This window comes from Parazoarcus communis (assembly GCF_003111645.1).
Lineage (GTDB): Bacteria > Pseudomonadota > Gammaproteobacteria > Burkholderiales > Rhodocyclaceae > Parazoarcus > Parazoarcus communis_A.
On the sequence record NZ_CP022187.1, the window covers coordinates 2,384,096 to 2,409,737 of the forward strand.

Genomic DNA, 25,642 nt, shown 5'->3' on the forward strand with positions numbered 1-25,642 from the left:
GCTGAACCGCGACAGCGGCTCGGCCATTTTCTTTGTCTGCTCGACCATTTTCCTTTTTGTCATCAGGAAACGATCATCATGAAACCCGAGATCATCCTCTCAACGCAGGACATGGACAGGCTCGAAGGCCTGCTGTCCGCCCCCGCCGCACGCAGCAGAAGCGATCTCGATCCGCTGCGGGCAGAACTCGATCGCGCCGACGTGCGCGAGACGGAAGACATGCCGGACGACGTCATCATGATGAACAGCCGCGCACGCTTCCTGGAAGAAAACACCGGCCGTGAATATGAACTCACGCTCACCTACCCGCGCGACGCCAGTGCCGAAACCAGCCACGTGTCCATCTTTTCGCCTGCGGGCAGCGCGCTGATCGGCCTCGCGACCGGCCAGTCCATCGACTGGACAACACCCGACGGGAAGCCGATCCGGCTGAAGGTACTGGCCGTAAAACAGGCGCCCGCAACGGTTCAGCCGTAAGCGAAACATCCGGCGCGCCCTGACGGGCCGCGCCGGTGCAGGCGTCTTCAGTTCAGACGAAGCACGCGCGCGCCGAGCGCCGCCAGCTTTTCCTCAAGTCGTTCGTAGCCACGGTCCAGATGGTAGATGCGCTCGATCGTGGTCTCGCCATCCGCTATCAGCCCGGCAATCACCAGACTGGCCGACGCACGCAGATCGGTCGCCATGACCGCAGCGCCCTGCAGACGCTCGACCCCCTTGACCACCGCCGTATTGCCGTCGATGCGGATGTCTGCACCGAGGCGCTGCAGTTCGACCGCATGCATGAAGCGGTTCTCGAAAATGGTTTCGCGGATCATTGCGACACCGTCCGCCACGCAATTGAGCGCCATGAACTGCGCCTGCATGTCGGTGGGAAATGCGGGATAGGGCGAGGTCCGCAGGTTGACCGCCTGCAGGCGCTGAGGTGCCTTGAGGCGAATCGCATCGCGCTCGGTCTCGACCTCGCAACCAGCATCCATCAGCTTGTCCACGACGGCATCGAGGTAGGCCGCAGACGTTCCCGTCAGCCGGACATCACCGCCGGTTACTGCAGCCGCGCACAGATAGGTGCCGGTCTCGATGCGGTCGGGCATGATACGGTGCGTCGCGCCGTGCAGGCGCTCGACCCCCTGGATGCGGATGACGTCAGTCCCCGCGCCGGAGATGCGGGCCCCCATCGCCACCAGGCAGTTGGCGAGATCGACGATCTCGGGTTCGCGTGCCGCGTTCTCGATCACGGTCTCGCCGTCTGCCAGACAGGCCGCCATCATCAGGTTCTCGGTGCCGGTCACCGTCACCATGTCGGTGAACAGTCGTGCGCCCTTCAGGCGCGGCACTCGGGCATGCACGTAACCATGCTCAACCGTCACCTCGGCGCCCATCGCCTGCAGCCCCTTGATATGCTGATCCACCGGGCGTGCGCCGATGGCACAGCCGCCGGGCAGGCTGACGCGCGCCTCGCCGCAGCGCGCCACCAGCGGCCCCAGCACAAGGATGGAGGCGCGCATGGTCTTCACCATCTCATAGGGCGCGACCGGGTTGTTCAGGCCGGCAGCCTCCAGCGTCGCGGTGCCGCCATCGATGCTGACCTTCACCCCCATCTGCCCGAGCAGGTCGAGCAAGGTGCCGATGTCCTTGAGTTGCGGAACGTTGGTAAAGGTGACGGGCTCCGCCGTCAGCAATGCCGCACACAGGATCGGCAGCGCCGCATTCTTGGCACCGGAGATGGCTACTTCACCAGTGAGGCGGAAACCGCCTTCAATCAACAGCTTGTCCATGATCTTCGCTTACAGTCCCAACTCGACGCGCGCTTCGGCCCATTTGGCCGGGGTATAGGTTTGCAGCTGCAGGGCATGGATCTCGTTGCCCATCAGCTTGCCCAGCGTGGCATAAACGGCCTGGTGCTGACGTACCTTGAGCTGGCCCTCGAAACTCGCGCTGACCACGATCCCGCTGAAATGCACACCATCATCACCGTCGATGAGGACGAATTCGCAGGGAAGACCCTGCTCGATCAACCGCTTGACTTCACTTGCCTCGAACATTTCCAGACTCCTCTCAGGCGCGCAACTTGTAGCCCCGTGCGAGCATCGCCAGGGTCAGTACCGCGACAAAAACAAAACACCCGCTCACCACACCGAGGCTGAGCCAGGGCGACACGTCGGACTGGCCGAAGAAGCCGTAGCGGAAGCCGTCGATCATGAAGAAGAACGGGTTGGCATGGGACACGTCCTGCCACAGCTGCGGCAGGGAATGAATCGAATAGAACACGCCCGACAGCATCGTGAGCGGCATGATCAGGAAGTTCTGAAACGCGGCAAGCTGATCGAACTTGTCCGCCCAGATGCCGGCAATGACGCCGAGCGAACTGAGAATACCCCCGCCCAGCACCGCAAACACGATCACCCACAGGGGCGCGGCCATATGCAGTTCGACAAAGGGGATCGAGATCAGCAACACGCCGACGCCGACGAACAGACCACGAAAGGTCGAGGCGATCACGTAGGCCGCATAGAACTCGCGATACGACAAGGGCGGCAGCAGCACGAAGATGATGTTGCCGGTGATCTTGCTCTGTATCAGCGAGGACGAACTGTTCGCGAAGGCGTTCTGCAACAGCGACATCATCACCAGACCGGGCACGAGAAAGGCGGTATAGGCGATATCGCCGTATACCGTGACGTGACGATCCAGCACATGGGAGAAGATGAGCAGGAAGAGCACCGCGTTTAGCACTGGCGCCATGACGGTCTGGAAGGCCACCTTGCGGAAGCGCAACACTTCCTTGTACAGCAGGGTGCGAAACCCCATCCACGGGGCGTCCTCACCAGACACGATCTGCTGTGGACGCTCAGACACGATGCATGACCTCAATGAAAACCCGTTCCAGATCCGGCTCGCCGAGATGCATCTCGGTCACGCCTGCATTGCCTTCACGCAGACGGGCCAGCAGTTGTTCGATATCGGCGAAGGCATCGAAGGGGAACTCGATCCAGCCGCCCTCCACCGCATGTCCGCCAAGCACGAGCGCGACTTCCGGATGTGCGACCTTCACCCGCATGGTGTGCGTTGCAAAGCGATTGAGCAGGTTCTGCGTCGTATCGAGCGCGACCACCTTGCCCGCCTTGAGCATGGCGATGCGGCCACACAGGGTCTCGGCCTCTTCGAGATAGTGCGTGGTCAGCACGATGGTATGACCGTCCCGGTTGAGCTTGCGCACGAACTGCCACAAGCCCTGCCGCAGCTCGACATCGACGCCCGCGGTCGGCTCGTCGAGCACGATCACCGGCGGGCGATGAACCAGCGCCTGCGCCACCAGCACCCGGCGCTTCATGCCGCCGGACAGGGTCCGCATGTTGGAAGCAGCCTTGGCCGTCAGATCCAGGCTGGCGAGGATCTCGTCGATCCAGTCGTCGTTGTTGCGAATGCCGAAATAGCCGGACTGGATGCGCAACAACTCTCGCACGGTGAAGAAGGGATCGAAGACCAGTTCCTGCGGCACCACACCGAGATTGCGCCTCGCCTTGCGATAGTCGCTCACGACATCGTGGCCCATCACTTCAAGCTTGCCAGTATCCGCACGCACCAGGCCGGCCAGCGCGGAAATCAGTGTTGTCTTGCCGGCGCCGTTCGGCCCCAGCAGGCCAAAGAACTCGCCCTGCCGGATCTCAAGGTCGACGCCGCCCAGCGCCTGCAGGCGCCCGTAATGCTTGGTCACGGACGAAATCCGGATTGCGGGAACAGTCGTCGTCATGCTCAGCCGGCAAGCGGCAGGACTTCGTCCAGACCATAGAGTTCGATCAGACTTTTGAGCCCGTCAGGCATGCCAGTGACACTCAGTGTGTTGCCGCGCGCCTTCAAGCGGCGCAGCCACTCCAGCAGCAAGGCCAGGGCAGCGGAGTCCGCTTCGGTGACGCCCGCGAGGTCGACGACACAGTCGCCCTCGGGAAGAGCGCGACCGATCAGTCCGGCAACCGTCCGCATGGTCAGCGCACCGTCCATGCGGACAACGGATGCTTCAGCCATCAACTGCCCGCCTGAGCGCTCACGAGCGAACTGTTCTTCGCCTCAAGTGAACGAATCAGACCATCGATGCCGTTACTGCGAACCTCGGAGCCAAAGCTGCCCCGATAGTTGGTTACCAGGCTCACGCCGGCCACCACCACGTCGAACACCTTCCAGCCCGTGCCGGTCTTTTCCAGCATGTAGTCGATGCCGATGGGCTGCGCCCCCGGCTGACGTACCTCGGTGCGCACCTGGACCGTCGTGTCGGTCGCACCCATGCGGGTGGGCTTGAAATCGATGACCTGCTCGCGATACTGGGTCAGCGCATTGGAGTAGGTCCGCACCAGCAGGGTCTTGAATGCTTCGGTCAGACGGTCCTGCTGCGCCGGCGTGGCGCTGCGCCAGTCACGACCGACCGCCAGCATGGTCATGCGGCGGAAGTTGAAGTGGGGCAGCACCCGCTCTTCCACCAGACCAAGCACACGCGCGGTATCGCCCGACTGGATGGCCTTGTCTTCGCGCACGATGGTCAGTACGTCGTTGGTCACCGAGCGCACCAGCACATCGGGCGGGGTCTTCTCGTCGAGCGCAAACGCGGCAGGCGCAGCGGTCGCGAACATCAACAGGAAGCAGCACAAAAATCTCTTCATCATTCTCACCAGTTCAGTTGAAATGCCCGCCAGTTTGGGCATTCAGCGCAAAATCACCGACACCGAGCAGTTCCAGGTCTTCCACTGCAACCGCTGCGAGTTCGTCTGCAGCCCTGCCCAGCGGCAGGCTGTCACCGTCTACACGGCTGAAATCTTCGTACACCCGTGGCGGGTTGCCATCGAAAACTTTGTAACGGCGCTGTTCAAGATAGAAGTCGCGCACATAGCTGTACTTGTCGAGCGTGCCTTCTTCCAGGGTCTTGTCCACACCGAGGAGATTTGCGCGCGTGTTCAGGAGACGCACACCGGTCATCGTATTGCGCGTCGGGATGTGGCCAACGGACGATACGGGATCGACCGACATATCGACCGGAAGCATTGCTGCGTCACGCAAGGTGCGCGGACCGAAGAAAGGCAGCACGATGTATGCGCCATCGCCGACGCCCCAGCGGCCGAGCGTCTGACCAAAGTCCTCGTCATGCTTGGCAAAGCCCATCTCTGTCGCAATATCGAGCACACCGGCAATACCGAATGTCGAATTGAACAGGAAGCGCATCATGTCACTCAGCGCATCTGCGAACTTGCCCTGAAGCAGGTTGTTGACGCCGATCCAGGGGTCGCCGAGGTTGCCGAACACGTTGCTCACGCCCGTGCGGACCGGCGACGGCAATACCGCATCGTAGGCCTGGGCGGCCGGCTTGATCACGGCCTTGTCCAGCCCTTCATTGAAGGAGAACATGGCCCGGTTGTAGCCTTCGAGCGGATCCTCAGGATTCGATGCCGTCGTCGCACAACCGCTGCCCAGCAACACGGTTGCCGCCACGACCAGCACACGCGCGCCGCTTCGGAGGGGACGCATTGTTGCGTTCATTTCGGTTTTCTCCATCGGGACGGGGCCGTCATTGCGCCGGCGCTTCGGCCGCCTTGTTGAACATGAACTGACCGATCAGCTTCTCGAGCACGACTGCAGACTGCGTAATCTGGATGACGTCGCCACCCTTGAGCACGTCGATCTCCGCCCCCGGTTCAAGTCCGATGTACTGCTCGCCGAGCAGACCGGAAGTCAGGATGGTGGCAATGGTATCGCGGGGAAATTCGTAACGACTATCCAGTTCAAGCTTGACCACCGCGCGATAGCGCTGCGAATCGAAGCGGATATCCGCAACACGCCCCACCAGCACCCCTGCGCTCTTGACCGGCGCCCGCACCTTGAGCCCGCCGATGTTGTCGAAGGGCGCCTCGACCGCATAGAGCGTCGCGCCACTCAGGCCGGTGAAGTTGCCGACCTTCATCGCCAGAAAGATCAGTGCTGCACAACCCAGCACTACGAATACACCCACCCACAGGTCGAGCGTCGTTCTGCTCATCATTGACCCCGGAACATGAAAGAAGTCAGTACAAAATCCAGCGCCAGAATTGCCAGCGCCGAGCTCACCACCGTGCGGGTAATTGCCCGCGAAACACCTTCGGCCGTCGGATTGCAGTCATAGCCTTCGAACACCGCAATCAACGATACCGCCACCCCGAAAACAAAGGATTTCAGCACCCCGTTCAGGATGTCGTAGCGAAAATCCACAGCCGCCTGCATCTGTGACCAGAACGCGCCATCGTCGACGCCGATGAACACCACCCCGATCAGCCAGCCACCAAAGACGCCCATGGCAGAAAACATCGCTGCCAGCAAAGGCATCGAAATCACCCCACCCCAGAAGCGCGGCGCAACGACACGCGCAATCGGGTTCACGGCCATCATGTCCATGGCCTTCAACTGTTCGGTCGCCTTCATCAGACCGATCTCGGCCGTAATTGCGGAGCCGGCACGACTGGCAAACAGCAGGCCGGCAACCACCGGACCCAGCTCGCGCGTCAGCGAGAGCGCCACCAGCACCCCGAGCGCATCGCTCGATCCATAGCGCTGCAGCGTTTCATAGCCCTGCAGCCCGAGCACCAGTCCGACAAAAAGCCCGGACACCAGAATGATCAGCAGCGACAGCACGCCACTGAAGTAGATTTCACGGATGGTGAGGTGCACTCGACGGATCGACTGTCCCGAATACAGCAGCATCATGACGAAAAAGCGCGCCACAAAACCGAAGCGCCATACTGCGTCCACCGTCATCGCACCGACGCGCCGCACAAAATCAATGACCGGATTCATCGCACACCCCGATCGAGCAGACTGGACATCGGCGCCGCCGGATAATGGAAAGGCACCGGTCCGTCCGCTTCTGCGTTGACAAACTGATGCACGAAAGGATGCTCGGACGCACGGATCTCCTCCGGCGTGCCCTGGGCCACGATCCGCCCCTCGGAAACGAAGTACACGTAATCGACGATTTCCAGCGACTCATTCACATCATGGGTCACCATCACCGTACTTGCACCCAGCGCATCGTTGAGCCGACGAATCAACTGCCCGACGATGCCGAGCGAAATCGGATCGAGACCGGCAAAAGGTTCGTCGTAGAGCACCAGCATCGGATCAAGCGCCACTGCACGAGCCAGCGCCACCCGCCGCGCCATCCCGCCCGAGAGCTCGGACGGCATCAGTGCAGCAGCCCCGCGCAAACCCACTGCCTGCAGTTTCATCAGCACGAGATCACTGATCAGGCCCGAGGGCAGCTCGGTGTGCTCGCGCAACGGAAAGGCCACGTTGTCGAACACACTCATGTCGGTAAACAGGGCGCCAAACTGGAACAGCATGCCCATGCGCCGGCGCAAGGCGTAGAGCGCAGCGTTTCCGAGCTCGCCCACGTTCTGGCCTTCCACCTCAACGCGACCGCCCGTCGCGCGAATCTGGCCACCGATCAGGCGCAGCAGCGTGGTCTTGCCACAGCCACTGCCGCCCATGATTGCCACGACCTGACCACGATGCACATCCAGGTCGATACCGCGCAAGACTTCCCGCTCGCCATAGGCAAAACGAACGTCGCGCAGGCTGACGAGAGGCGCTTGCGTAGAAGAGGGGGTCACCGGGGAAGTCTTAGGGTAGCAAAGGGCAGCAGTTTAGCAGAGGAGCGCAACGTCTCACGCCAAATCTGTTGCAACGCGACAACGTGCGACACGCCCCCATCGATGGCAGGGACATCCCGGACACACGGCAAAGCAGCCAGTCCGTCAATGCGACCGACCCCGCCAGCAGCCCCCCGCAACTTGACGCAGCGACACGAGAATGTATTATGCGAAACGAATTATTAAATTCATTATGCATACACACAAATTCATCCCCGCCATCATCTGCGCCTCGGTACTCGGCTGCGCCCAGCCACTTCCGCGTGCGCCAGCGAATGCGCACCTGAATGCAAACGAGGTCGGGATGAGCGCCGAGGCAGCACCCACACAATCGAAACCGGCGCCAACCGCGACGGCGCACGCCCCGGAAGCCCCTGCCCCAACCTACTCGGTTTCGGTAAACCGGGTGTCAGTCGTCGAACTCCTCAATGCGATCGCACGCGACGCGCGGCTCGACATCGACGTCCATCCGGGCATAACCGGCGTTGTGACGCTCAATGCCTTCAATCAGCCCCTGAGACAACTGCTGACGCGAATCTCGCGCCAGGCCGACATCCGGTTCGAACTCGCAGGCAGTTATCTCGCGGTGATGCCAGACACACCCTACCTTCGCACCTACCAGGTGGATTACGTCAATCTGAGCCGAAGCATGAACGGCTCGGTCGCCACCAGCACCCAGATTGCAACCAGTTCGAGCGCGCTTGACGGCAAGCGCAGTGCCAGCGGCAACACCTCTCTCACGCAAATCGAAACACTGTCGGCAAACCGCTTCTGGGAGTCACTCGAAACCAACATCCGGACCATCCTCAGGGAGCACACCCGGTTCATCCTGCGTCGCCGCTGCGAGGACCGCCGGCAGGATTCGTCTGATCGCGACGGCGGCCAGTCCGCCCCCTGCTCGGAGCCCGAACAGGCCGAGTTCGTGATGGTCAATCGTGAAACCGGCGTCCTGATGGTCCGTGCCAACAGCACTCAGCACGAACGCGTTATCGAGTTCCTCGAGCGGGTTCAGACCGCCGCGCGGCGTCAGGTCATCATCGAGGCCACCATCGTCGAGGTCGCGCTCAGCGACGGATACAAGCAGGGCATCGACTGGACGCGCCTCGGCACCCGCAGTGGCAACATCCAGCCGCGCGGCTCAGGCGCCGACAGCAGCACACTGTCGCCAACACTCTCCTACCTGTCGGACAAGCTCGACATCAGGCTCGAACTGCTCGAATCCTTCGGCACGGTGAAAGTGCTTTCAAGCCCCCGGCTTTCGGTGCTGAACAATCAGACCGCGATGCTCAAGGTCGTCGAAGAAGTGGTCTACTTCCTGGTCGATGCCTCGACCACCGCCTACGGCGACAGCGACCGCGAGAAGGTCACCGCGACCACGACACCGCAATCGGTTTCGGTCGGCATGGTGATGGCCCTGACGCCACAGATCAGTGCGAACGGCGAGATCATCCTCAACGTACGGCCGACGATTTCCAGCATTTCCGGCTTCCGCGACGACCCCAACCCTTCGCTCGGAAGCATTCCAAACCGTGTGCCGCAGATTCGCACACGTGAGATCGAATCCGTCCTGCGCCTGGCCAGCGGCGAGATCGCCGTACTCGGCGGGCTGATGGAGGACAAGCTCGATTACGATACCGGGCGCATCCCGCTTCTCGGGGCAATCCCCTTCCTCGGTGAGTTCTTCACCCGGCGCGAGAACTCGGCACAGCGCACCGAACTGGTCATCTTCCTGCGCCCGGTCCTGATCGAGCACCCCGCAATCGACGCCGGCTACGCCGGATATCGCGAATCGCTGCCGGCCCCGGATTTCTTTCGCACGCCGCCCGAGCAAGCGCACGTCTTCGGCTCGCTGGCACCGGACAATGCATACGACCCGGGCACGCGACAACGATGAACATGATCGCCCCGCCCCCGGCCGCCGCCCCTGATCCGCAAACGATCGGGCAGCAACTGCTCGATGCCGGGCTGATCACCGAAGACCAGCTTCGCATCGGCCTCCTTGAACAGGCCCGCAGCAAACAGCCACTCGGACGCGCCCTCATCGAACTCGGCTTTCTCACCGAAGGCACGCTGCGTGACATCCTGAGCGCGCGCCTCGGACAACAAAGCGTCGAGCTCTCCAGCGTCGTCATCGATCCGGCCATCCTTGCCCTCGTCCCCGAGCACATCGCCCGCCAGCATCGCCTGCTGCCCTTGCACTTCGACGCAGCTATCAAGCAGCTCACCCTTGCCAGCCCCGGTGGGCACGACATCATTGCACTCGATGCGCTGCGCAGCGTATGCGAACCGGGCATCGACATCATCCTGCGCCTTGCGGCCGAATCCGAACTGCGCCAGGCACTTGATCGCCATTACGGCTACCAGCTTTCAATCGACGGCATCCTGCACGAGATCGAATCCGGCACCGCACCCCAGCCACAGGATCAGGGCCCGGGCCACCCGCGGCAACCCGTCATCCGACTCATTGATGCACTGCTGGTCGACGCGGTCAAACGCGACGCTTCCGATATTCACTTCGAGCCCGAATCCGGTTTCCTGCGCATTCGTTACCGCATCGATGGCCTGCTGCAGCAGATCCGGGTGCTGCATCACAGTTACTGGCCGGCCATGGTGGTCAGGCTGAAAGTGATGGCGGGCCTCAATATTGCCGAGACGCGCAGTCCCCAGGATGGCCGCATCTCGCTTACCCTCAACGGCCGTCCAATCGACTTCCGGGTCTCCGCCCAGCCGACGCTTCACGGCGAAAACATCGTCCTGCGCATCCTCGACCGGCAGAAAGGGATCGTCCCCCTCCCGCAGCTCGGGCTCTCCGCCGAGCAGCAGGATCGCATCTCACGGATGATCGCTCACCCCGAAGGCCTGATCCTGGTCACGGGCCCGACCGGAAGCGGCAAGACCACCACGCTCTACTCCATTCTCAACCAGCTCAACGACGAAACCCGCAACATCATGACGCTGGAGGACCCGGTGGAGTATCCGATGCCGATGGTCCGTCAGACCACGATCTCGGACGGCGCGAGGATCGACTTCGCCAGCGGCATCCGCGCCATGCTCAGGCAGGACCCGGACGTGATCCTGGTCGGCGAGATCCGCGACACGGATACCGCGGAGATGGCGCTGCGGGCAGCCATGACCGGTCACCAGGTGTATTCAACCCTGCACACCAACTCCGCGCTCGGCGCCATTCCCCGACTGCTGGACATCGGGCTTCGTCCCGACCTGCTCGCTGGCAACCTCGTCGGCGTGATCGCCCAGCGCCTGCTCAGACGCCTGTGCCCGGCATGCCGTCAGTCCGACCGCCCCTCCGTCGCCGAACAGCAAGTGCTCGGCATCCTGCCGGAGCGCGCCGCGACGACGAGGATTCATCGTCCCCGGGGGTGCCCCGAGTGTGCTCACCGCGGCTATCGCGGGCGGCTTGCCATCGTCGAATGTCTGCTGATGGATGAAGAGCTCGACGACCTCGTCAGTCGCCGGGCAGGGCGGCGCGAGCTCGCCGCCGCCGCAGCGCGCAAGGGCTTCGTCGACCTGGCGCGGGACGGCGCGCGTCGCGTGCTCGACGGCAGCACCAGCATTGAAGAGCTGTCCCGCGTCATTCGTCTCCACCACCACGACCAGCCCCCGTCATGACGCTCCATACCTATCGGGCAATCGACAACGGTGGCCGCAGCGTGCGCGGTACCACAGACGCCGCGGACATCGAGGATCTCGAATCGCGCCTGCAGCGCCGCGGACTGACGCTCGTCCACGGCGAACCGGCCCACCCGCACACCGGACGCCGCGTCTGGCGCCGACGCATCCCGCGCCGCGAACTCATCCATTTCTGCTTCCACCTGGAACAGCTGCTCGCTGCCGGCGTCCCCATCATCGAAAGCCTCACCGACCTTCGCGAAGCCACCGCGCACATGCAGATGCAGCAGGTCGTGAGCACACTGGTGGAGGACATCGAGGGCGGACTCCCGCTATCGGAAGCCGCGGCCCGCCATCCGGGTGCATTCGACGCGGTGTTCTGCAGCCTGCTCCGGGTCGGCGAGCAGACCGGCACGCTCGCCCCTGTGCTCCGCCAACTCGCAGATGCCTTGCACCGTGAAGACGAACTCGCCGCCCACGCGCGCAAACTCGCCATCTATCCGATCATCGTCGGCTCGGTCCTGTGCGCTGCAATCACGGTCGCACTCCTGTTTGTCGTTCCCGAGCTCGGCCGCCTGTTCCGCAGCACGGGGCAGGCCCTGCCACTGCAGACCCGCATCCTGATCGAGCTGTCGAGCGGCCTCGCACACCATGGATGGCTGATCCCGGTGGTGCTCGCCCCCGCCCTGGGCGCGACGCGCTTTGCCATCCGCAACAGCCCGGCGCTCCAGCTTGTTTTCGACCGTTTGCGCCTGCGCCTGCCGCTGTTCGGTGCGCTGCAGTACAAGATTGCACTGGCACGCGTCGCCAGCCTCCTTTCCATGCTTTACGCGTCCGGGATCACGCTGCTCGACGCCCTGAGCACCGCAGCGCATGCCAGCGGCAATCTTGCCATCCGCGACAGTCTGCGCACAGCAAGCCTGCGCATCACCGAAGGTCACGACATCGCGTCTGCCTTCGAGCTCACCGGTCTCTTTCCCCAGCTGGTAACCCGCATGCTGAGGATCGGAGAGCAGACCGGCAGCCTCGACACCGCGCTCGGCAACGTCGTTCATTTCTACGAGCGCGACACCAAAGAATCCATCGAGCGTCTTCAGGCGAGCGCCGAGCCCATGCTCACCCTGATCCTGGGCGCCTTGATGCTGTGGATCGTGTTTGCCGTGCTCGGCCCGGTGTACGACATCCTCACCCGGCTACCCGTCTGACTGGAGCGCAATCAATGAAGCCCGACATACTGCTCGTGATCGACGCCGACGGACTCGAAGCCTGGCGCCATGAACGTGGTCGCCTCGAACCCTGCGCACAATTCCGGACCGGTGGCGACGAAGCTGTCGTCGCCTTCCGCAGTTGGCTGGAGACACAGGTGCATCGGGGCCGCTTCGCGATCCTGATCGATCTTGCCGAAGAGCGGTGCGTGCTGGAGCACCTTCCCCGCGCCAACCGCAGTGACCGCAAGGCAATGATCCTGCGCAAGACGCGCCAGCACTTTCCGGGCACGGACTTCACCACCAGCGAGCACCACGGGCGACATGACAACAACCCGGCGCTCGATACCTTCCTGCTGTGTGCGCTGACGCGCCCGGCACTGTTCGAGCCATGGTTCAAGGCGCTCGAGCAAACCCTGGCAATCGTGACCCGCATCGACACCCCGCCCCGCCTGCTCGAGCACTGGAACCGGGGAAGCCCGTTCGGCAAGGACACCTGCCTGCTACTGAGCCTCACGGCCGCCGGCATGCGTCAGACCCTTCTTCGACAGGGCAGGATGAGTTTCACCCGCATAGCGCCCGCACGGGCAGGTTCGCTTGCGGAATGCGTGCCCATTTATGCCAGTGAGCTGTCCCAGACCCGGGCCTATCTTTCGGGTCAGCGCCTGATTGCCGACAACGTGGCGCTGAAAACCCTGTTTCTTGCCCACCCGGCAGACCGCGACATCCTGAGCGGCATCGGCGCGCAGGACAAGCGCATTGACCTTCAGTTCATTGACATCCCCGCTCAGGCGCAGCCACGGCAACCCCGCGGAGCGACGTCCGGCTCCGACACGCGTCCTTTCCTGTTGCAAGGACTCGTCGACAAACCGCCACCCATCCACTACCCGGCTGCAACCCTGACGAGCGAATTCGCCACGGCGCGCCTCCGGCGCAGGTTGCTCGGGATCGCCGGCAGTGCGGCCCTCGCCATGCTTCTCGCAGCCGGTGCGATGCTGCTCGACGCCCGCGACCTCGCACGACAGACCGCCCCTCTCGAAGCCGAACGGCTCGCACTGCAGCAGCAGGCTGACGACGTGAACAGGCAACGCCCTGCGCTACCCGCGCCAATGGCGGTCACGCTCGACTGGCTCGACGAGCTTGAACACATCCGGAGCCGTGCGATACCAGACGATCATGTGATGCGTCAGGTCAGCGCGATGCTCGAGGCCACACCGGCACTTCAGCTCGAGCGCCTGAGCTGGCATGCGGCCGACGCCGCACCGGACAGACGCGGCGCGGTGGCCGGCCCGGCGGAGATCGCAGTCGAGATCGACGCGAGCCTTGAGCCCGACACCACCTTCGCCGATGACAGCCCGATGGAGCAAACCCAGCGCCTGATCGATGACTGGCAGCGCAGCTTCCATCTCCAGATTGAGGCCAGACACCTCCCGAGCCTCGCTTCCTCGGCGGATGAACTTGCGCGCGACCTCCCCCGACCGTCCCGCCTGAGCCTGCGCTTCATGCTGCCGCCGGCACAATCCGCGCTAGGCGAGCCGTGATGGGCAGGCGCATTCCGTCGTCACTGCACAGGGCACTGGTCATCGCCACGCTTCTGCTCGCAGCCGCAGGAGGTGTGCTTGCGCTGTCCATCCATTTCAGACACGGCCAGACTCAGGCCCTCGCACTTGCACAGCGGGCACTGGAACAGGCGCGGCTGCAGTTGCAACAGTCAAGGGACGACACTGCGCGCTGCCAGCTTGCCCAGTCCCGCCTTGCCGCACTCGAACTCGTAGACGCCGATACCCTCCCTGCCCTGCAGCACGATGCGCTGCGCAGGCTTCAGTCTGATCCGCACCTGTTCTCGGTCGAGCTCAGGACAAGACCGCGTGTGTCAGACAAACCCGCCGCTCGTGGCCTCCCGACGCGCTCGATGCTGCATCTGAGCATGCGTGCCGGCGTGCTGCATGAAGAGGCGCTGAACGTCGCACTGCACTCCCTCGCGGCCACGCCCGGGGTCAATGTCATCCCGCGCGGATGCAACATCGTCCGCGCGCGCGCAACGCACGACGACGCCCCCACCGTCACGCCACTGCAGGCACGCTGCGAGCTCGAGTGGCTCACCCTGCACCCGGCCACGGGTGCATCGTCATGAGAGCCCGGCGCACCCTCGTCCTGCTGCTATGCACCGCCCTCGCGATCAGCGGGCTGGCGCGCGCAGAACGCCCTGGACGCCTGTTCTTCACGCCCGATGAACGGCGGGCACTCGAGGCGGCCCAGCTTCGCCCCGCCCCCAGAGCAGCTCCCGAACACGCCGGCATTCGCTTCGACGGCATGATCTGGCGCGAGCGGCGGGTGGTGAAGGTATGGGTCGATCAGGACATGCAACTGCCGCAGCAGCCCTACCACCCGGAGCTTGAGACCGCGCAGCTCCGTATCGACGCACGCACAGGGCAGGAGGTTCGGCTGAGCGCTGGACAGCACTGGTCTCCAGCCAACACCACGCGGCAGCAGGAAACAATCCCGCTTCAACGCGGAGACAATGGCCGCGTGAAATGAAAGGGATGCAGCAGGGATCCATTCTGATCGCAGTACTGCTGATCCTCGTGATCGGCGGCACCGGCGTGGTGCTGAGCGCCGGCAGACTCTCGGCACGGATCCAGTTGCAGGCACAGGCCAGGAGTACGGTTGCGCTCGCGCAGGCAAGAGATGCGCTGCTCGGCTACGCCATCAGCTATGCCGAACAGCATCCGGGTCAAGGCTACGGTTATCTGCCCTGCCCCGACGCAGCGAACACCGGCTCGGCCCGGATAGGGGCATGCAATGTCCGCGACCATGGCGCCATCGGCCGCTTTCCCTATCGCACCCTGGGGCTGTCCGATGTGCGCGACGGCTGGGGCGATTGTCTGTGGTACGCGGTGGCGGGCAGCGTCAAAAACAACCCCAAGCCGCTCGCACTCAACTGGGACAGCCCCGGTCAGTTCGACCTCACCGACAGTGCAGGGCGCCCGCTCGCCGCTCAGGGCGGGCGGACCCTGCGTGCAGTGGCGGTGCTGCTTGCACCCGGCCTCGCCAACGCATCGCAAGCAAGACCCCATGCATCAGGGCGGCTCTGCCCGGGCAGCAACGATGCGGTTGCCGACCTTCCCGCCTACCTCGACCAGCCCTACCCCGCAGACTTTTCATCCGCGCTTGCCATCGTGCAAGGGAATCCCGCAGACACGGTCAACAACGACCTCATCGCCTGGGTCACCACCGATGACATCTTCGACGGCCTGCGCCGACGGCACGACTTCCCCCTCCTCATCGACGCCATGATCAGCCGCGCGACCACTGCACTCGACACCGCGCTGAACCAGACCGGCTTCCTTGCCGCTCACGCAACCCAGGTCAGCACTGAACGTTTTCAGGGGCCGATTCCGGATGCCAGCACCCTCGGCATCGCTCCGCAGTTCGCGGACCTGCACGACAACTGGCGCGACCAGCTGCATTTCGTGGCCTGTGCCAACGGCAGTCCCTGCCTGCAGGCATTCCTGACCGACCCCGCCCATTCGCCTCCGCTTGCCGCAGCCGAATCATGTCGCGCACTCGTCCTGTTCGGTGGCGAACGCATTCGCAGCGGCGCTGCCGCTCAGTCGCGGCAGAGCCCCGCCGAGCGCGCCGATCCCGCGCAGTTTTTCGAGGGTCTCACTGCCGCAAGCCTGGTGGCGGGCAGCGGGAATTTCAGCGGCTCGACCGCCTTCACGGTTGCGACACCCTCGGACCCGGCGAGCGCGGACGTGATCAAATGCATTCATTAGCCCGCCCGCACGCCTGCGCACGCCCGCTTTCAGGCGCCGGCTTCACCCTCGTCGAGATGGCGGTGGTGCTGGTGATCCTCGCCCTGCTGAGCAGCACCCTGATGGCACCGATCAGCGGCCAGATCGAGGCACGTGCCCGACAGGAAACGGCATCCAGGCTTCACGACATCGAACAGGCCCTGATCGGCTTCGCCATCATTCACGGCCGCCTGCCCTGCCCAAGCACCGAACCCAACCCTGCGAGCCCCGCCTACGGGCTTGAGCAAAGCCCGCCCTGCAACCACGGCAGTCCGGGTTACCTGCCCTGGCGCACCCTGGGAACCGAGCCGACCGACGCCTGGGGCAACCCGCGCACGTCCGCGGCTTCGAGCTGGCACGGTCACTGGCGATACCGCGCTGACGCCGGCCTTACCGACACAGCCATCAGCGCAACGTCGACGACTCAAAGCAACCTGCAGATTCGTGACCACGCCGGCACACCGATCACCACGACCAGCGCATCACGCGCAGCTGCAATCGTCTTCTCCACCGGCCCGAACGGCATCGCCGACGGTCTCAACGCCAGTCATTCTGCAGCCACCCCCGTTTTTGAAGCCGGTGAAGCCACCAGCGGCTTCGACGATCAGCTGCGCTGGATTGGCCACCCCCTGCTGATCGCCAGGCTGGCTCAGGCGGGACGACTGTGATCGCAGCCGGCGCCCTGCTCCACATGATTCATTTTCACCACAAGCCAAAAGGAGTCGTAACGTGAAAGCAAGGCAAACCGGTTTTACCCTGGTCGAAATCGCCATCGTGCTGGTCATCATCGGCCTGCTGATGGGTGGGGTCCTGAAAGGACAGGAGCTGATCAACAGTGCCAAGGTCAAGAACCTCGCCCAGGATTTCCGCACCGTCCCGCTGTACATCTATGGATACCAGGACAAGTTCCGTGCGCTCCCGGGTGACGACTCGCGGGCCGACACGCACGTGTGTGCGGCAGGCAGCACGTCATGCACCACGCTCGGCGACGGCAACGGCCGGATCGATGGTGACTGGGACGCTGCAGTCGGGAGCCCACAACCGGAATCCGTGCTGTTCTGGCAGCATCTGCGCCTGGCCAACCTTGCCAGCGGGCCGACGCTGACAACCGATCCCAGTTTTCTCCCGCAGAACGCCGACGGCGGTCGCATCGGGGTGCAGGCGGGCGGAGCCGGTGCGCCACTTGGCGTCCGCGGCAGCCACGCCATGTGCTCGGGCGGAATTCTTGGGAAGTACGTCGTACAGCTCGATACCGCACTCGACGACGGCGACCCGACGACGGGTTCGATGCGCGCCGGGACAGGGAGCGGCACCACCCTCACCCCGGTCAGCACCACCAACCCGCTCGACGAGGCAGTCGCCTACGCAGTCTGCCTCGGGTTCTGAGCGCCGCTCACGCGCCCTTGAGCAATCGCTGCTCGGCCAGCTCCAGCCCGGCAGGAAGGCCGAGCAGCACAACCACGTCACCTTCGAGAATGCGGGTATCCGGACTCGGCGACAAGCCGCGAATGCCGCGCCGGCGAACGGCCGATACCGAAACCGAGATCTCATCCAGATGCAGGTCGACGAGCGTCATCCCCACCGACGCCGCTCCCGGCGGCACTGAGACCGAATGCAGGCGGACCAGGCTGGAATCCGGCTCGCCGACATCGGTTGCGCCATGAAAGAAGCCCCGCATCAGACCATAACGCTGATTCCGGATATCGCGAATCCGCCTCACCACGCGGTTCAGGGGCACCCCAACCAGCGCGAGCGCATGTGACGCCAGCATGATGCTGCCCTCGAAAGCCTCCGGCACCACCTCGGCTGCACCGCCCAGGGAAAGCTTGTCCATGTTCGATTCGTCCGTGGCCCGCACCACAACCGGCAGATCGGGGCGCAGCGCATGGGCGTGATGCATCACCCGCAGTGCGGCCTCGACCTCGCTGAAGGAAATCACCAGTGCGCTGGCACGCATGATGCCGGCTGCCATCAGGGTCTCGCGCCGCGCAGCGTCGCCATACACCACGGTATCCCCGGCAGCGCCGGCCTCGCGCACGCGGTCGGGATCGAGGTCGAGCGCCACGTAGCTGACGTTCTCCTGCTCCATGAAGCGGGCCATATACTGACCGCTGCGCCCATAGCCACAAACGATGATGTGCTTGTCGTTATTGAGTGACTGCGCCGCAACCCGGGTCAGCTCCATCGAGCGCATCAGCCACTCGGACGCCACGAAGCGCAGCACCAGCTTGTCGCTGATCTGCACGATCAGCGGTGCAGCCAGCATGGACAGCACCAGTGCAGCCACCGTCGTCTGCAGCAGGCCGGCCGGCATCAGGTTTTCTCCGGCGATTTCGGACAACAGCACGAAGCCGAACTCGCCGCCCGCACACAGCCACAGGCCCGAGCGCATCGCTGTGCCCGGCGGCGAGCCGAGAGCCTTCGACGCCATGAAGACGATGCCAAACTTGAATACCAGCAGCGCAATCACCAGACCAATCACCGCAGGCAGGTTGTGCACGATCGCGATGACATCCAGAAACATCCCCACCGTGACGAAGAACAGTCCGAGCAGTACATCGCGAAACGGCTTGATGTCTTCTTCCACCTGGTAGCGGTACTCGGTCTCGGAGATCAGCATCCCGGCGAGGAACGCCCCCAGCGCGAGCGACAGGCCGACCAGCTCCGAAAGCCATGCCAGCCCGAGCGTGATCAGCAGCACATTGAGCATGAACAGCTCGCCCGACCTGCGCTTGGCCACCACGGTGAACCACCAGTGCATCAGACGCTGGCCGAACACAAGCACCAGCGCGAGCAGGACGACGGCCTTGACCGCCGCCAGCCCGAGCGTGAACGCGAGCTCCTCGGGCGGTCGCGACAAAGCGGGCAGGAGGATCAGCAGCGGCACCACCGCGATATCCTGAAACAGCAGCACACCGATCGTCTCGCGCCCGTGCCGGCTGTCGAGCTCGAGCCGGTCGGTGAGGAGCTTGGACAGAATGGCCGTGGATGACATCGCCAGCGTACCGCCGAGGGCAAAGCTGGCCGTCCATCCGAAACCGAAGAGCCGTCCGATCAGCATGGTCAGCAGCATGCAGGCCGCCACCTGCAGCGCGCCCAGGCCAAACACGATGCGCTTCATTGCAAACAGGCGCGGCAACGAGAACTCAAGGCCGATCGAGAACATCAGGAACACGACCCCGAACTCTGCAAGATGGCTTGCGCCCTCCGACGATGGCACCAAACCCAGCGCATGCGGTCCCACTACCGCGCCGACGAGCAGATAGCCGAGCACCGGCGGCAGATTGAGGCTGCGGAATAGCGCCACCATCACCACCGAAGCGGCAAGCAGCAGCAAGACGAGTTCCAGGGTGTTCAGCATTGGAGCCTGTGGAGTTAAACGCCCGCACCCGACGAGGGGTCCGGCTGTTATACAATCGCGGCCAGTCATGCCTGCCGGTTAAGCTCGCCGTCAGGCTCCGCTTTTCTTTCAGTTTAACCGCTTCATCCTATTGTGAAACCAATCGTCCCCGACTCTTCCTTGCTAGAAAGCGCTACCCGTGTCGGCCGCCGGGTGCTTGAGATCGAGGCTGCCGCGGTTGCTGCGCTGGCCGGACGCCTGGGCACCGAGTTTGAACAGGCCGTTGCGCTCATCCTGCACAGCCCGGGCCGTGTCATCGTCACCGGCATCGGCAAGTCCGGGCACATTGCACGCAAGCTTGCCGCAACGCTCGCGAGCACCGGCACCCCGGCCTACTTTGTGCACGCTGCCGAAGCTGCACACGGCGACCTCGGCATGATCACCGAGGATGACGTCGTGATCGCGCTATCGAATTCCGGCGCAAGCGACGAACTGATGATGATCGTGCCCCAGGTCAAGCGCCGCGGCACCAGACTGATTGCCATGACCGGCAAGCCAAACTCGCCGCTCGCCCGTGAAGCCGACATCCATCTCGATGCAGCCGTCAGTGAGGAGGCCTGCTCGCTCAACCTCGCACCGACCGCCAGCACGACTGCGGCACTCGCGCTGTGCGACGCGCTTGCGGTCGCCCTCCTCGATGCGCGCGGCTTCGGCGAAGAAGACTTTGCCCGCTCCCACCCCGGCGGCAGCCTCGGCCGCCGCCTGCTGACCCACGTTCGCGACGTGATGCGTGCAGCCGACCGGGTCCCTGTCGTTGCCGAAGCGGCACCGCTGAACGAAGCACTGCTGGCAATGACCCGGGGCGGCATGGGCATGACTGCGATTGCATCGGCGGACGGGAAGGTCTCGGGCATTTTCACCGACGGCGATCTGCGTCGTGCGCTTGAGCGTGGCATCGACTTTCGCACCAGCGTGCTGGCCGACGTGATCACCCGCGACCCGCATTCGATCGGCCCTGACGCACTGGCGGCAGAAGCCGCCGAGATGATGGAACGCCTGCGTATCAGCCAGTTGCTGGTCATCGATGACAGCGGCGCGCTTGCAGGCGCGCTCACCACGCACGACCTGATGCAGGCCAAGGTCATCTGATGCCGGGACAGTCTGTGGGAATGCAGTACATTTCCGGCCGCCCCGCTCGCGGCCGCCGCGGGTAAGCGCAATGCAGTCAGCCTATCGCATCTACCCTGTACTTGCGCTCGCACTGCTTGCCGGCGCATCGATCTGGCTTGAGCGCCTGACCCGCGCCCCCGTCGCGGACGTCACTCCGGCACAGAGCGGCGCACCCGACTTCATCGCCAATCAGACCCGCATTACCGGTTACGGCAAGGACGGCACGGAACGTTACGTGCTGCTGTCCGACCAGCTCACCCATCTGCCGCAATCGGGCGTCACCCAGCTTGATCGCCCACGGCTCGAGATCCTTTCAGGCAGCCGCCGGATGGAGATCACCGCGAATACAGGGGAAGTCTCTGCCGAGGGTGAGCGGGTCGATTTCCAGGGCCAGGTCAGGGCCGAGCGCGAGGGCAACCCCGGACAGGACATGATGCGCTTCGCCTCGGAAAAACTCACAGTCTGGCCCGAAGATCACCGCGCCGAATCCACCGCCCCGGTCAAACTGACCCAAGGGCTCACCACCGCCGAGGCGCTTGGCCTGCGTGCGGACAACCTTTTTGGCACTCTGGACCTGATCGGTCAGGCCCGGGTGAACATCCCCCGACGCCAAGGGAAAAACCCATGAAAACTGCTTTGACCATCTCCCTGCTCGCATTGGCAACGATCTGCATGCCCGCATTTGCCGAACGTGCCGACCGCGAAAAACCTGTCGACATCGAAGCTGACCGCGTCACGGTCGACGACCGCAACAAAGTTCATATCTTCGAGGGCAACGTCGTTCTCACCCAGGGCACGCTGCAGATCAAGGGGGACAAGCTGGTCGTCACTCAGGGCGCCGATGGCTTTCAGAATGGGGTTGCCACGGCGTCCGGTGGGAAGCTGGCCTCTTTCCGGCAGAAACGTGAAGGCAGTGGCGACTATGTCGACGGCGAAGCCGAACGCATCGAGTACGACAGTCGTGGCGAGAAAGCCAAACTGTTCAAGCGCGCCTACGTTCGCAGCGGTGGAGACGAAGTGCGCGGAGCCTACATCGAGTACGACTCGGTCAGCGAGAACTACCTGGTGACCAATGCGCCGGGCAGCACCGCAAGCCCCGGCCGCGTGCGGGCAACGATTCAACCCAAGGGCGACAACAAGGCAGCACCCGCAGCCCAATAAAAGAACAATCGCAAACCAAGAAAGGAGAACGCATGAGTTACGAACTGATCATCACCGAGACTCGCGGCCGCGTCGGCCTGATCACGCTCAACCGGCCCAAGGCCCTGAACGCACTCAACGACAGTCTGGTCGATGAGATCGGCCATGCACTCGACGCGTACGAAGCGGACGAAAACATCGGTGCGATCCTGATTACCGGTTCCGAAAAAGCATTCGCCGCCGGCGCAGACATTGGCGCCATGGCGGAGTTCTCATACATGGACGCCTACAAGGGCGACTACATCACGCGCAACTGGGAGCGGGTCAAGACCTGCCGCAAGCCGGTCATCGCGGCGGTTGCTGGTTTCGCGCTTGGCGGCGGATGCGAACTTGCCATGATGTGCGACTTCATCATTGCAGCCGACTCGGCGAAGTTCGGCCAGCCTGAAGTCAAGCTCGGCATCCTTCCGGGCGCCGGTGGAACCCAGCGTCTGCCGCGCGCCGTCAGCAAGGCGAAGGCAATGGACATGTGCCTGACCGCGCGTTTCATGGATGCAGCCGAAGCCGAGCGTGCCGGACTGGTATCGCGCGTGGTGCCTGCCGACAAACTGCTCGAAGAAGCCTTTGCGGCAGCCGAAACCATCGCCGGATACTCCCTGCCCGTGGTCATGATGATCAAGGAGTCGATCAACCGCGCCTTCGAAAGCAGCCTCAACGAAGGCCTGCTGTTCGAGCGCCGCGTCTTCCACTCGTCTTTCGCACTGAACGACCAGAAGGAAGGCATGGCCGCATTTGTTGCCAAGCGCAAGCCGGTGTTCAAGCACAACTGAGCTTCGCCGCGGATGCCGCCGGTGCAATGCCGGCGGCAGTCTCTCCCTGATGCGGTTTTTCATCGGTTTGAAACACCGTCCGCGCACGATGACGTCAACATGTCTGCAACGACGCTCTGACGCCGTTTCAGCGGCATTCAAGACCTCCCGGCCTGCAAGAAGCATCAGCTAAGCATTTGAAAATGCAGCAGGTTAGGAAATGGTGCGGCGCACAAAAAATAGCTTGACATGTGATCTCGTCTGCCTATAATTCAAACCATGCTGCAACGCAACATCGCGGCAAACCAAAACCCGATGTCTTTGCATAACCGCTTTTTAGCATTCACCCAGGAGATGACCATGACCGCATTTACCCCCGAGCAGTTCGCCGCCACCAACAAGGCCAACATCGAAACCCTGCTGAGCCTGACCAACAGCGCTTTCGCCAACGCCGAGCGCCTGGCTGCCCTGAATCTGAACACCGCTCGTTCGATCCTCGAAGACAGCGTTGCCAGCACCAAGGCCCTGATGGGTGCCAAGGACCTGCAGGAAGTTCTGTCCCTGCAAAGCTCGCTGGCTCAGCCGCTGGTCGAGAAGGCTGTTGCCTACGCTCGCAGCGTGTATGAAATCGCTTCGCAGAGCCAGGAAGAGCTGTCCAAGGTCGTCGAAGGCCAGGTCGCTGAAATGAACAAGGGCGTTGCCGTTGCTCTGGACAAGGCTGCCAAGTCCGCACCGGCTGGTTCCGACGTTGCCGTGGCTGCTGTCAAGTCCGCCATCGCCGCTGCCAACAGCGCCTACGACAGCTTCAGCAAGGCCGCCAAGCAGGCGACCGAACTGGCCGAAGCCAACGTTGCTGCTGCTACCAGCGCAACCGTGAAGGCCGTGAGCACCACGACCAAGACGGCTGCCAAGAAGGCTGCCTGATCGAATTCAGCCCCGGCTGAATGAAAATGGCCCCGCACTGCGGGGCCATTTTTTCGTCTACGGTATATCGCGCTCATCGGTGGGCACAGAGAGTGCGCAGCCAAATGGGCATCCTGCCACTACAACAACTGCTTGAGTGACTCCAGACTTTCGGGGCCACCTTCCAGGCGAACGCAATCGTCTGATTCCTGCTCCCACGCCGCCGCTGAAGCCAGATGAAGGTGCGCAGAGATTCTGGATGCAACCAAGTCTGTGAGCAGGCCGGCTGGAACCCAGAACATCTCCGTACCTCTCAGCGCATTTGGAACGGGGCTACCACATACCGAACAGAAGTCTGTCCGGTAGCCGCCTGGCTTTTGAAAGGAGCGGATTCTTTCCTGACCGGACACCCAGCGGAAGTGCGCTCGCTGGACAAAAGTAGCGGCATTGGCCGCTGATCCGGTTGCTCGACGACACAGGGAGCAGTGGCATTGATAGAGGTTTGGTAGCGCGCCATCAATTTCAAACCTTACCTCTCCGCACAGGCATTCGCCTTTCATCAAGCCCCCTGATCACTTGACACCGGACCGGATCGTCTGCGCAGGCGCCTGAACCTGGCCAGCGCACTGCGCTCCCGACCCTATCAACCGAGGTCTTCAGACTCGGCAGCCTTGATCTCCGGGCCAACCGCTGCCAGAGCCTCAGCCGTGTAGTGATGCGGAAAGAGCCGCCGCATCTCGCCCTCAATCCAGGCTTCGGCCCGGGTGTTCAACTCTTCCGTTTTCACACCTTTGACGTCGATCGGGGGCCCGATGCTGACCACGATCTCGCCCGGCTGCTTCAGAAACGCATTGCGCCGCCAGAACTCGCCCGCATTGTGAGCCACCGGCACGATGGGGACACCGGCGCGCTTTGCCAGCCAGGTTCCGCCGATCTTGTAGCGACGGGCCGTTCCCGGCGCCACGCGCGTGCCTTCGGGGAACACCACGACCCAGAAGCCTTCCTTCAGCCTGGCCCTGCCCTGCTCAACGACTTGAGCGAGCGCATCCTTGCCGGCAGCGCGGTCGATGGCGATACCGGGAATCTGGGCCAGCCCCCAACCGAAAAACGGTACGCGAAGCAACTCACGCTTCAGCACGAAGCACAGGGGCGGAAAGATCACCTGCAAGGCCATGGTTTCCCACGCCGACTGATGCTTGGACAGGATGACGGACGGCCCCGCAGGAATGTTCTCCTTGCCGATCACCCGGTAGCGGATACCGAGCAGGTGCCATACGAACCACATGACGAGCGGCGCCCACGAGGTGATGATCCGGTGCCTGACCCGCGGCGGGAAGGGAAAGGTCAGCACCCCGAAGATCGCATAGGGCGGCGTGACGATCGCGAGGACGATCGCAAACAGAAAGGAACGCAGAAAGATCACGATAAAGACCCGCAGGCTCAGGCAGTGAGATCGGCAACAACCGCTGCCAGATCAGGATAGACGAGCGTCCCTTCGGGCAGGGCCGGGTCCTGTTGGGTTTTCGTGCCCTTGCCGGTGAGCACGAGATAGGGTTTGCAGCCGACGGCGATGCCAGCCTGCAGATCGCGCAGACTGTCGCCGACGACCGGCACGCCCTTGAGGTCGACGTTGAAGCGCTCCGAGACCTGAATCAGCAAGCCAGGCTTCGGTTTGCGACACTCGCAGGTGGAGTCGGCCGAATGCGGACAGAAGAAGATCGCATCGAGCCGGCCACCGACCTGCGCCAGACTCTTCACCATCTTGTCGTTGATTGCATTGAGCGTGTCCATGCCAAACAGCCCGCGCCCGACGCCAGACTGGTTGGAGGCCACGACCACCCGCCAGCCCCACTGATTGAGCCGTGCAATGGCTTCCAGCGAGCCGGGAATCGGTTTCCACTCGTCGGGAGACTTGATGAACTGGTCGGAGTCCACATTGATGACTCCGTCACGGTCCAGGATGATCAGCTTCATTCACACGCTCCGC

The 25,642-nt window shown here is 63.3% G+C and carries 29 protein-coding genes; 15 read left to right on the forward strand and 14 right to left on the reverse strand.

Annotated elements, in window-relative coordinates; translation table 11 throughout:
• Positions 1–78: 78 nt before the first annotated feature.
• Entirely contained in the window at positions 79–477 is a 399-nt protein-coding gene (gene rnk / locus CEW83_RS10845) for a nucleoside diphosphate kinase regulator (RefSeq protein WP_108951347.1), read from the forward strand.
• 47 nt (positions 478–524) lie between these two features.
• On the opposite strand, the gene murA is transcribed toward rnk, so the two are convergent.
• The 10 genes from murA to CEW83_RS10895 are packed head-to-tail and all read right to left on the reverse strand — an operon-like array spanning position 525 to position 7,625.
• Positions 525–1,775, reverse strand: a complete 1,251-nt coding sequence (gene murA, locus CEW83_RS10850) for a UDP-N-acetylglucosamine 1-carboxyvinyltransferase (protein WP_108949355.1) — start codon at positions 1,773–1,775, stop codon at positions 525–527.
• Positions 1,776–1,784: 9 nt separating this feature from the next.
• Positions 1,785–2,042, reverse strand: a complete 258-nt coding sequence (locus CEW83_RS10855) for a BolA family protein (RefSeq protein ID WP_108949356.1) — start codon at positions 2,040–2,042, stop codon at positions 1,785–1,787.
• A gap of 13 nt (positions 2,043–2,055) precedes the next feature.
• Positions 2,056–2,808: an ABC transporter permease gene (locus CEW83_RS10860; RefSeq protein WP_108949357.1), complete on the reverse strand. Its 753-nt coding sequence runs from the start codon at positions 2,806–2,808 to the stop codon at positions 2,056–2,058.
• Positions 2,809–2,848: 40 nt separating this feature from the next.
• A complete protein-coding gene (locus CEW83_RS10865) occupies positions 2,849–3,751 on the reverse strand; it encodes an ABC transporter ATP-binding protein (RefSeq protein WP_108949358.1) in 903 nt (300 codons plus the stop codon).
• 2 nt (positions 3,752–3,753) lie between these two features.
• Positions 3,754–4,023, reverse strand: a complete 270-nt coding sequence (locus CEW83_RS10870; protein ID WP_108949359.1) for an STAS domain-containing protein — start codon at positions 4,021–4,023, stop codon at positions 3,754–3,756.
• On the reverse strand, positions 4,023–4,652 hold the full coding sequence (locus CEW83_RS10875) for an MlaC/ttg2D family ABC transporter substrate-binding protein (RefSeq protein WP_420094100.1): 630 nt from the start codon (positions 4,650–4,652) through the stop codon (positions 4,023–4,025). The genes CEW83_RS10870 and CEW83_RS10875 overlap by 1 nt, the downstream gene beginning before the upstream one ends.
• Before the next feature lie 13 nt (positions 4,653–4,665).
• Complete coding sequence (locus CEW83_RS10880) at positions 4,666–5,523, reverse strand: VacJ family lipoprotein (RefSeq protein ID WP_108951348.1); 858 nt, start codon at positions 5,521–5,523, stop codon at positions 4,666–4,668.
• 28 nt (positions 5,524–5,551) lie between these two features.
• Positions 5,552–6,019 (reverse strand): outer membrane lipid asymmetry maintenance protein MlaD, encoded by a 468-nt coding sequence (mlaD, locus tag CEW83_RS10885; RefSeq protein WP_108949361.1) that lies wholly within the window; start codon positions 6,017–6,019, stop codon positions 5,552–5,554.
• Positions 6,019–6,810 (reverse strand): lipid asymmetry maintenance ABC transporter permease subunit MlaE, encoded by a 792-nt coding sequence (mlaE, locus tag CEW83_RS10890; RefSeq protein ID WP_108949362.1) that lies wholly within the window; start codon positions 6,808–6,810, stop codon positions 6,019–6,021. The genes mlaD and mlaE overlap by 1 nt, the downstream gene beginning before the upstream one ends.
• A complete protein-coding gene (locus CEW83_RS10895) occupies positions 6,807–7,625 on the reverse strand; it encodes an ABC transporter ATP-binding protein (RefSeq protein ID WP_108949363.1) in 819 nt (272 codons plus the stop codon). Before CEW83_RS10895 ends, mlaE begins: the two co-directional genes overlap by 4 nt.
• A 343-nt stretch (positions 7,626–7,968) precedes the next feature.
• Here CEW83_RS10895 and CEW83_RS10900 point away from each other — a divergent pair, with 343 nt between their 5' ends.
• From CEW83_RS10900 to CEW83_RS10940, 9 genes are all read left to right on the forward strand, one after another.
• On the forward strand, positions 7,969–9,558 hold the full coding sequence (locus CEW83_RS10900; RefSeq protein WP_234418774.1) for a pilus (MSHA type) biogenesis protein MshL: 1,590 nt from the start codon (positions 7,969–7,971) through the stop codon (positions 9,556–9,558).
• The gene (locus tag CEW83_RS10905; protein WP_108949365.1) at positions 9,555–11,291 is read left to right on the forward strand and encodes a GspE/PulE family protein; all 1,737 of its coding nucleotides are present in this window, start codon (positions 9,555–9,557) and stop codon (positions 11,289–11,291) included. Before CEW83_RS10900 ends, CEW83_RS10905 begins: the two co-directional genes overlap by 4 nt.
• Positions 11,288–12,496: a type II secretion system F family protein gene (locus CEW83_RS10910; RefSeq protein WP_108949366.1), complete on the forward strand. Its 1,209-nt coding sequence runs from the start codon at positions 11,288–11,290 to the stop codon at positions 12,494–12,496. Before CEW83_RS10905 ends, CEW83_RS10910 begins: the two co-directional genes overlap by 4 nt.
• A 14-nt stretch (positions 12,497–12,510) precedes the next feature.
• The gene (locus tag CEW83_RS10915) at positions 12,511–14,037 is read left to right on the forward strand and encodes a hypothetical protein (RefSeq protein WP_108949367.1); all 1,527 of its coding nucleotides are present in this window, start codon (positions 12,511–12,513) and stop codon (positions 14,035–14,037) included.
• Positions 14,037–14,630: a hypothetical protein gene (locus tag CEW83_RS10920; protein WP_108949368.1), complete on the forward strand. Its 594-nt coding sequence runs from the start codon at positions 14,037–14,039 to the stop codon at positions 14,628–14,630. The genes CEW83_RS10915 and CEW83_RS10920 overlap by 1 nt, the downstream gene beginning before the upstream one ends.
• Positions 14,627–15,034 (forward strand): hypothetical protein, encoded by a 408-nt coding sequence (locus CEW83_RS10925; protein WP_108949369.1) that lies wholly within the window; start codon positions 14,627–14,629, stop codon positions 15,032–15,034. The genes CEW83_RS10920 and CEW83_RS10925 overlap by 4 nt, the downstream gene beginning before the upstream one ends.
• A gap of 5 nt (positions 15,035–15,039) precedes the next feature.
• Positions 15,040–16,275: a hypothetical protein gene (locus tag CEW83_RS10930; RefSeq protein ID WP_159099442.1), complete on the forward strand. Its 1,236-nt coding sequence runs from the start codon at positions 15,040–15,042 to the stop codon at positions 16,273–16,275.
• Complete coding sequence (locus tag CEW83_RS10935; RefSeq protein ID WP_108949371.1) at positions 16,263–16,961, forward strand: prepilin-type N-terminal cleavage/methylation domain-containing protein; 699 nt, start codon at positions 16,263–16,265, stop codon at positions 16,959–16,961. Before CEW83_RS10930 ends, CEW83_RS10935 begins: the two co-directional genes overlap by 13 nt.
• 61 nt (positions 16,962–17,022) lie before the next feature.
• Entirely contained in the window at positions 17,023–17,679 is a 657-nt protein-coding gene (locus tag CEW83_RS10940; RefSeq protein ID WP_108949372.1) for a type II secretion system protein, read from the forward strand.
• Between the two features lie 7 nt (positions 17,680–17,686).
• Here CEW83_RS10940 and CEW83_RS10945 read toward each other — a convergent pair whose 3' ends face one another.
• Positions 17,687–19,654, reverse strand: coding sequence for a monovalent cation:proton antiporter family protein (locus tag CEW83_RS10945; RefSeq protein WP_108949373.1), 1,968 nt, complete (start codon positions 19,652–19,654; stop codon positions 17,687–17,689).
• A gap of 159 nt (positions 19,655–19,813) precedes the next feature.
• Between CEW83_RS10945 and CEW83_RS10950 the strand changes: the two genes are divergently transcribed.
• From CEW83_RS10950 to CEW83_RS10970, 5 genes are all read left to right on the forward strand, one after another.
• Positions 19,814–20,782 (forward strand): KpsF/GutQ family sugar-phosphate isomerase, encoded by a 969-nt coding sequence (locus tag CEW83_RS10950; protein WP_234418776.1) that lies wholly within the window; start codon positions 19,814–19,816, stop codon positions 20,780–20,782.
• Between the two features lie 70 nt (positions 20,783–20,852).
• Complete coding sequence (lptC, locus tag CEW83_RS10955; protein ID WP_108949374.1) at positions 20,853–21,431, forward strand: LPS export ABC transporter periplasmic protein LptC; 579 nt, start codon at positions 20,853–20,855, stop codon at positions 21,429–21,431.
• The gene (gene lptA / locus CEW83_RS10960; protein WP_108949375.1) at positions 21,428–21,964 is read left to right on the forward strand and encodes a lipopolysaccharide transport periplasmic protein LptA; all 537 of its coding nucleotides are present in this window, start codon (positions 21,428–21,430) and stop codon (positions 21,962–21,964) included. The genes lptC and lptA overlap by 4 nt, the downstream gene beginning before the upstream one ends.
• Positions 21,965–21,996: 32 nt before the next feature.
• Positions 21,997–22,773, forward strand: coding sequence for an enoyl-CoA hydratase (locus CEW83_RS10965; protein ID WP_108949376.1), 777 nt, complete (start codon positions 21,997–21,999; stop codon positions 22,771–22,773).
• 339 nt (positions 22,774–23,112) lie between these two features.
• A complete protein-coding gene (locus tag CEW83_RS10970; RefSeq protein WP_108951350.1) occupies positions 23,113–23,676 on the forward strand; it encodes a phasin family protein in 564 nt (187 codons plus the stop codon).
• A 119-nt stretch (positions 23,677–23,795) separates the two neighbouring features.
• Here CEW83_RS10970 and CEW83_RS21750 read toward each other — a convergent pair whose 3' ends face one another.
• The 3 genes from CEW83_RS21750 to gmhB form a co-directional block, all read right to left on the reverse strand.
• Positions 23,796–24,215 carry a GFA family protein gene (locus tag CEW83_RS21750; protein WP_108949377.1) on the reverse strand — a complete coding sequence of 140 codons (420 nt, stop codon included), beginning with the start codon at positions 24,213–24,215 and terminating at the stop codon, positions 23,796–23,798.
• An 83-nt stretch (positions 24,216–24,298) separates the two neighbouring features.
• Positions 24,299–25,078, reverse strand: coding sequence for a lysophospholipid acyltransferase family protein (locus CEW83_RS10980; RefSeq protein WP_108949378.1), 780 nt, complete (start codon positions 25,076–25,078; stop codon positions 24,299–24,301).
• A gap of 17 nt (positions 25,079–25,095) precedes the next feature.
• Complete coding sequence (gene gmhB, locus CEW83_RS10985; protein WP_108949379.1) at positions 25,096–25,629, reverse strand: D-glycero-beta-D-manno-heptose 1,7-bisphosphate 7-phosphatase; 534 nt, start codon at positions 25,627–25,629, stop codon at positions 25,096–25,098.
• Positions 25,630–25,642 lie beyond the last annotated feature (13 nt).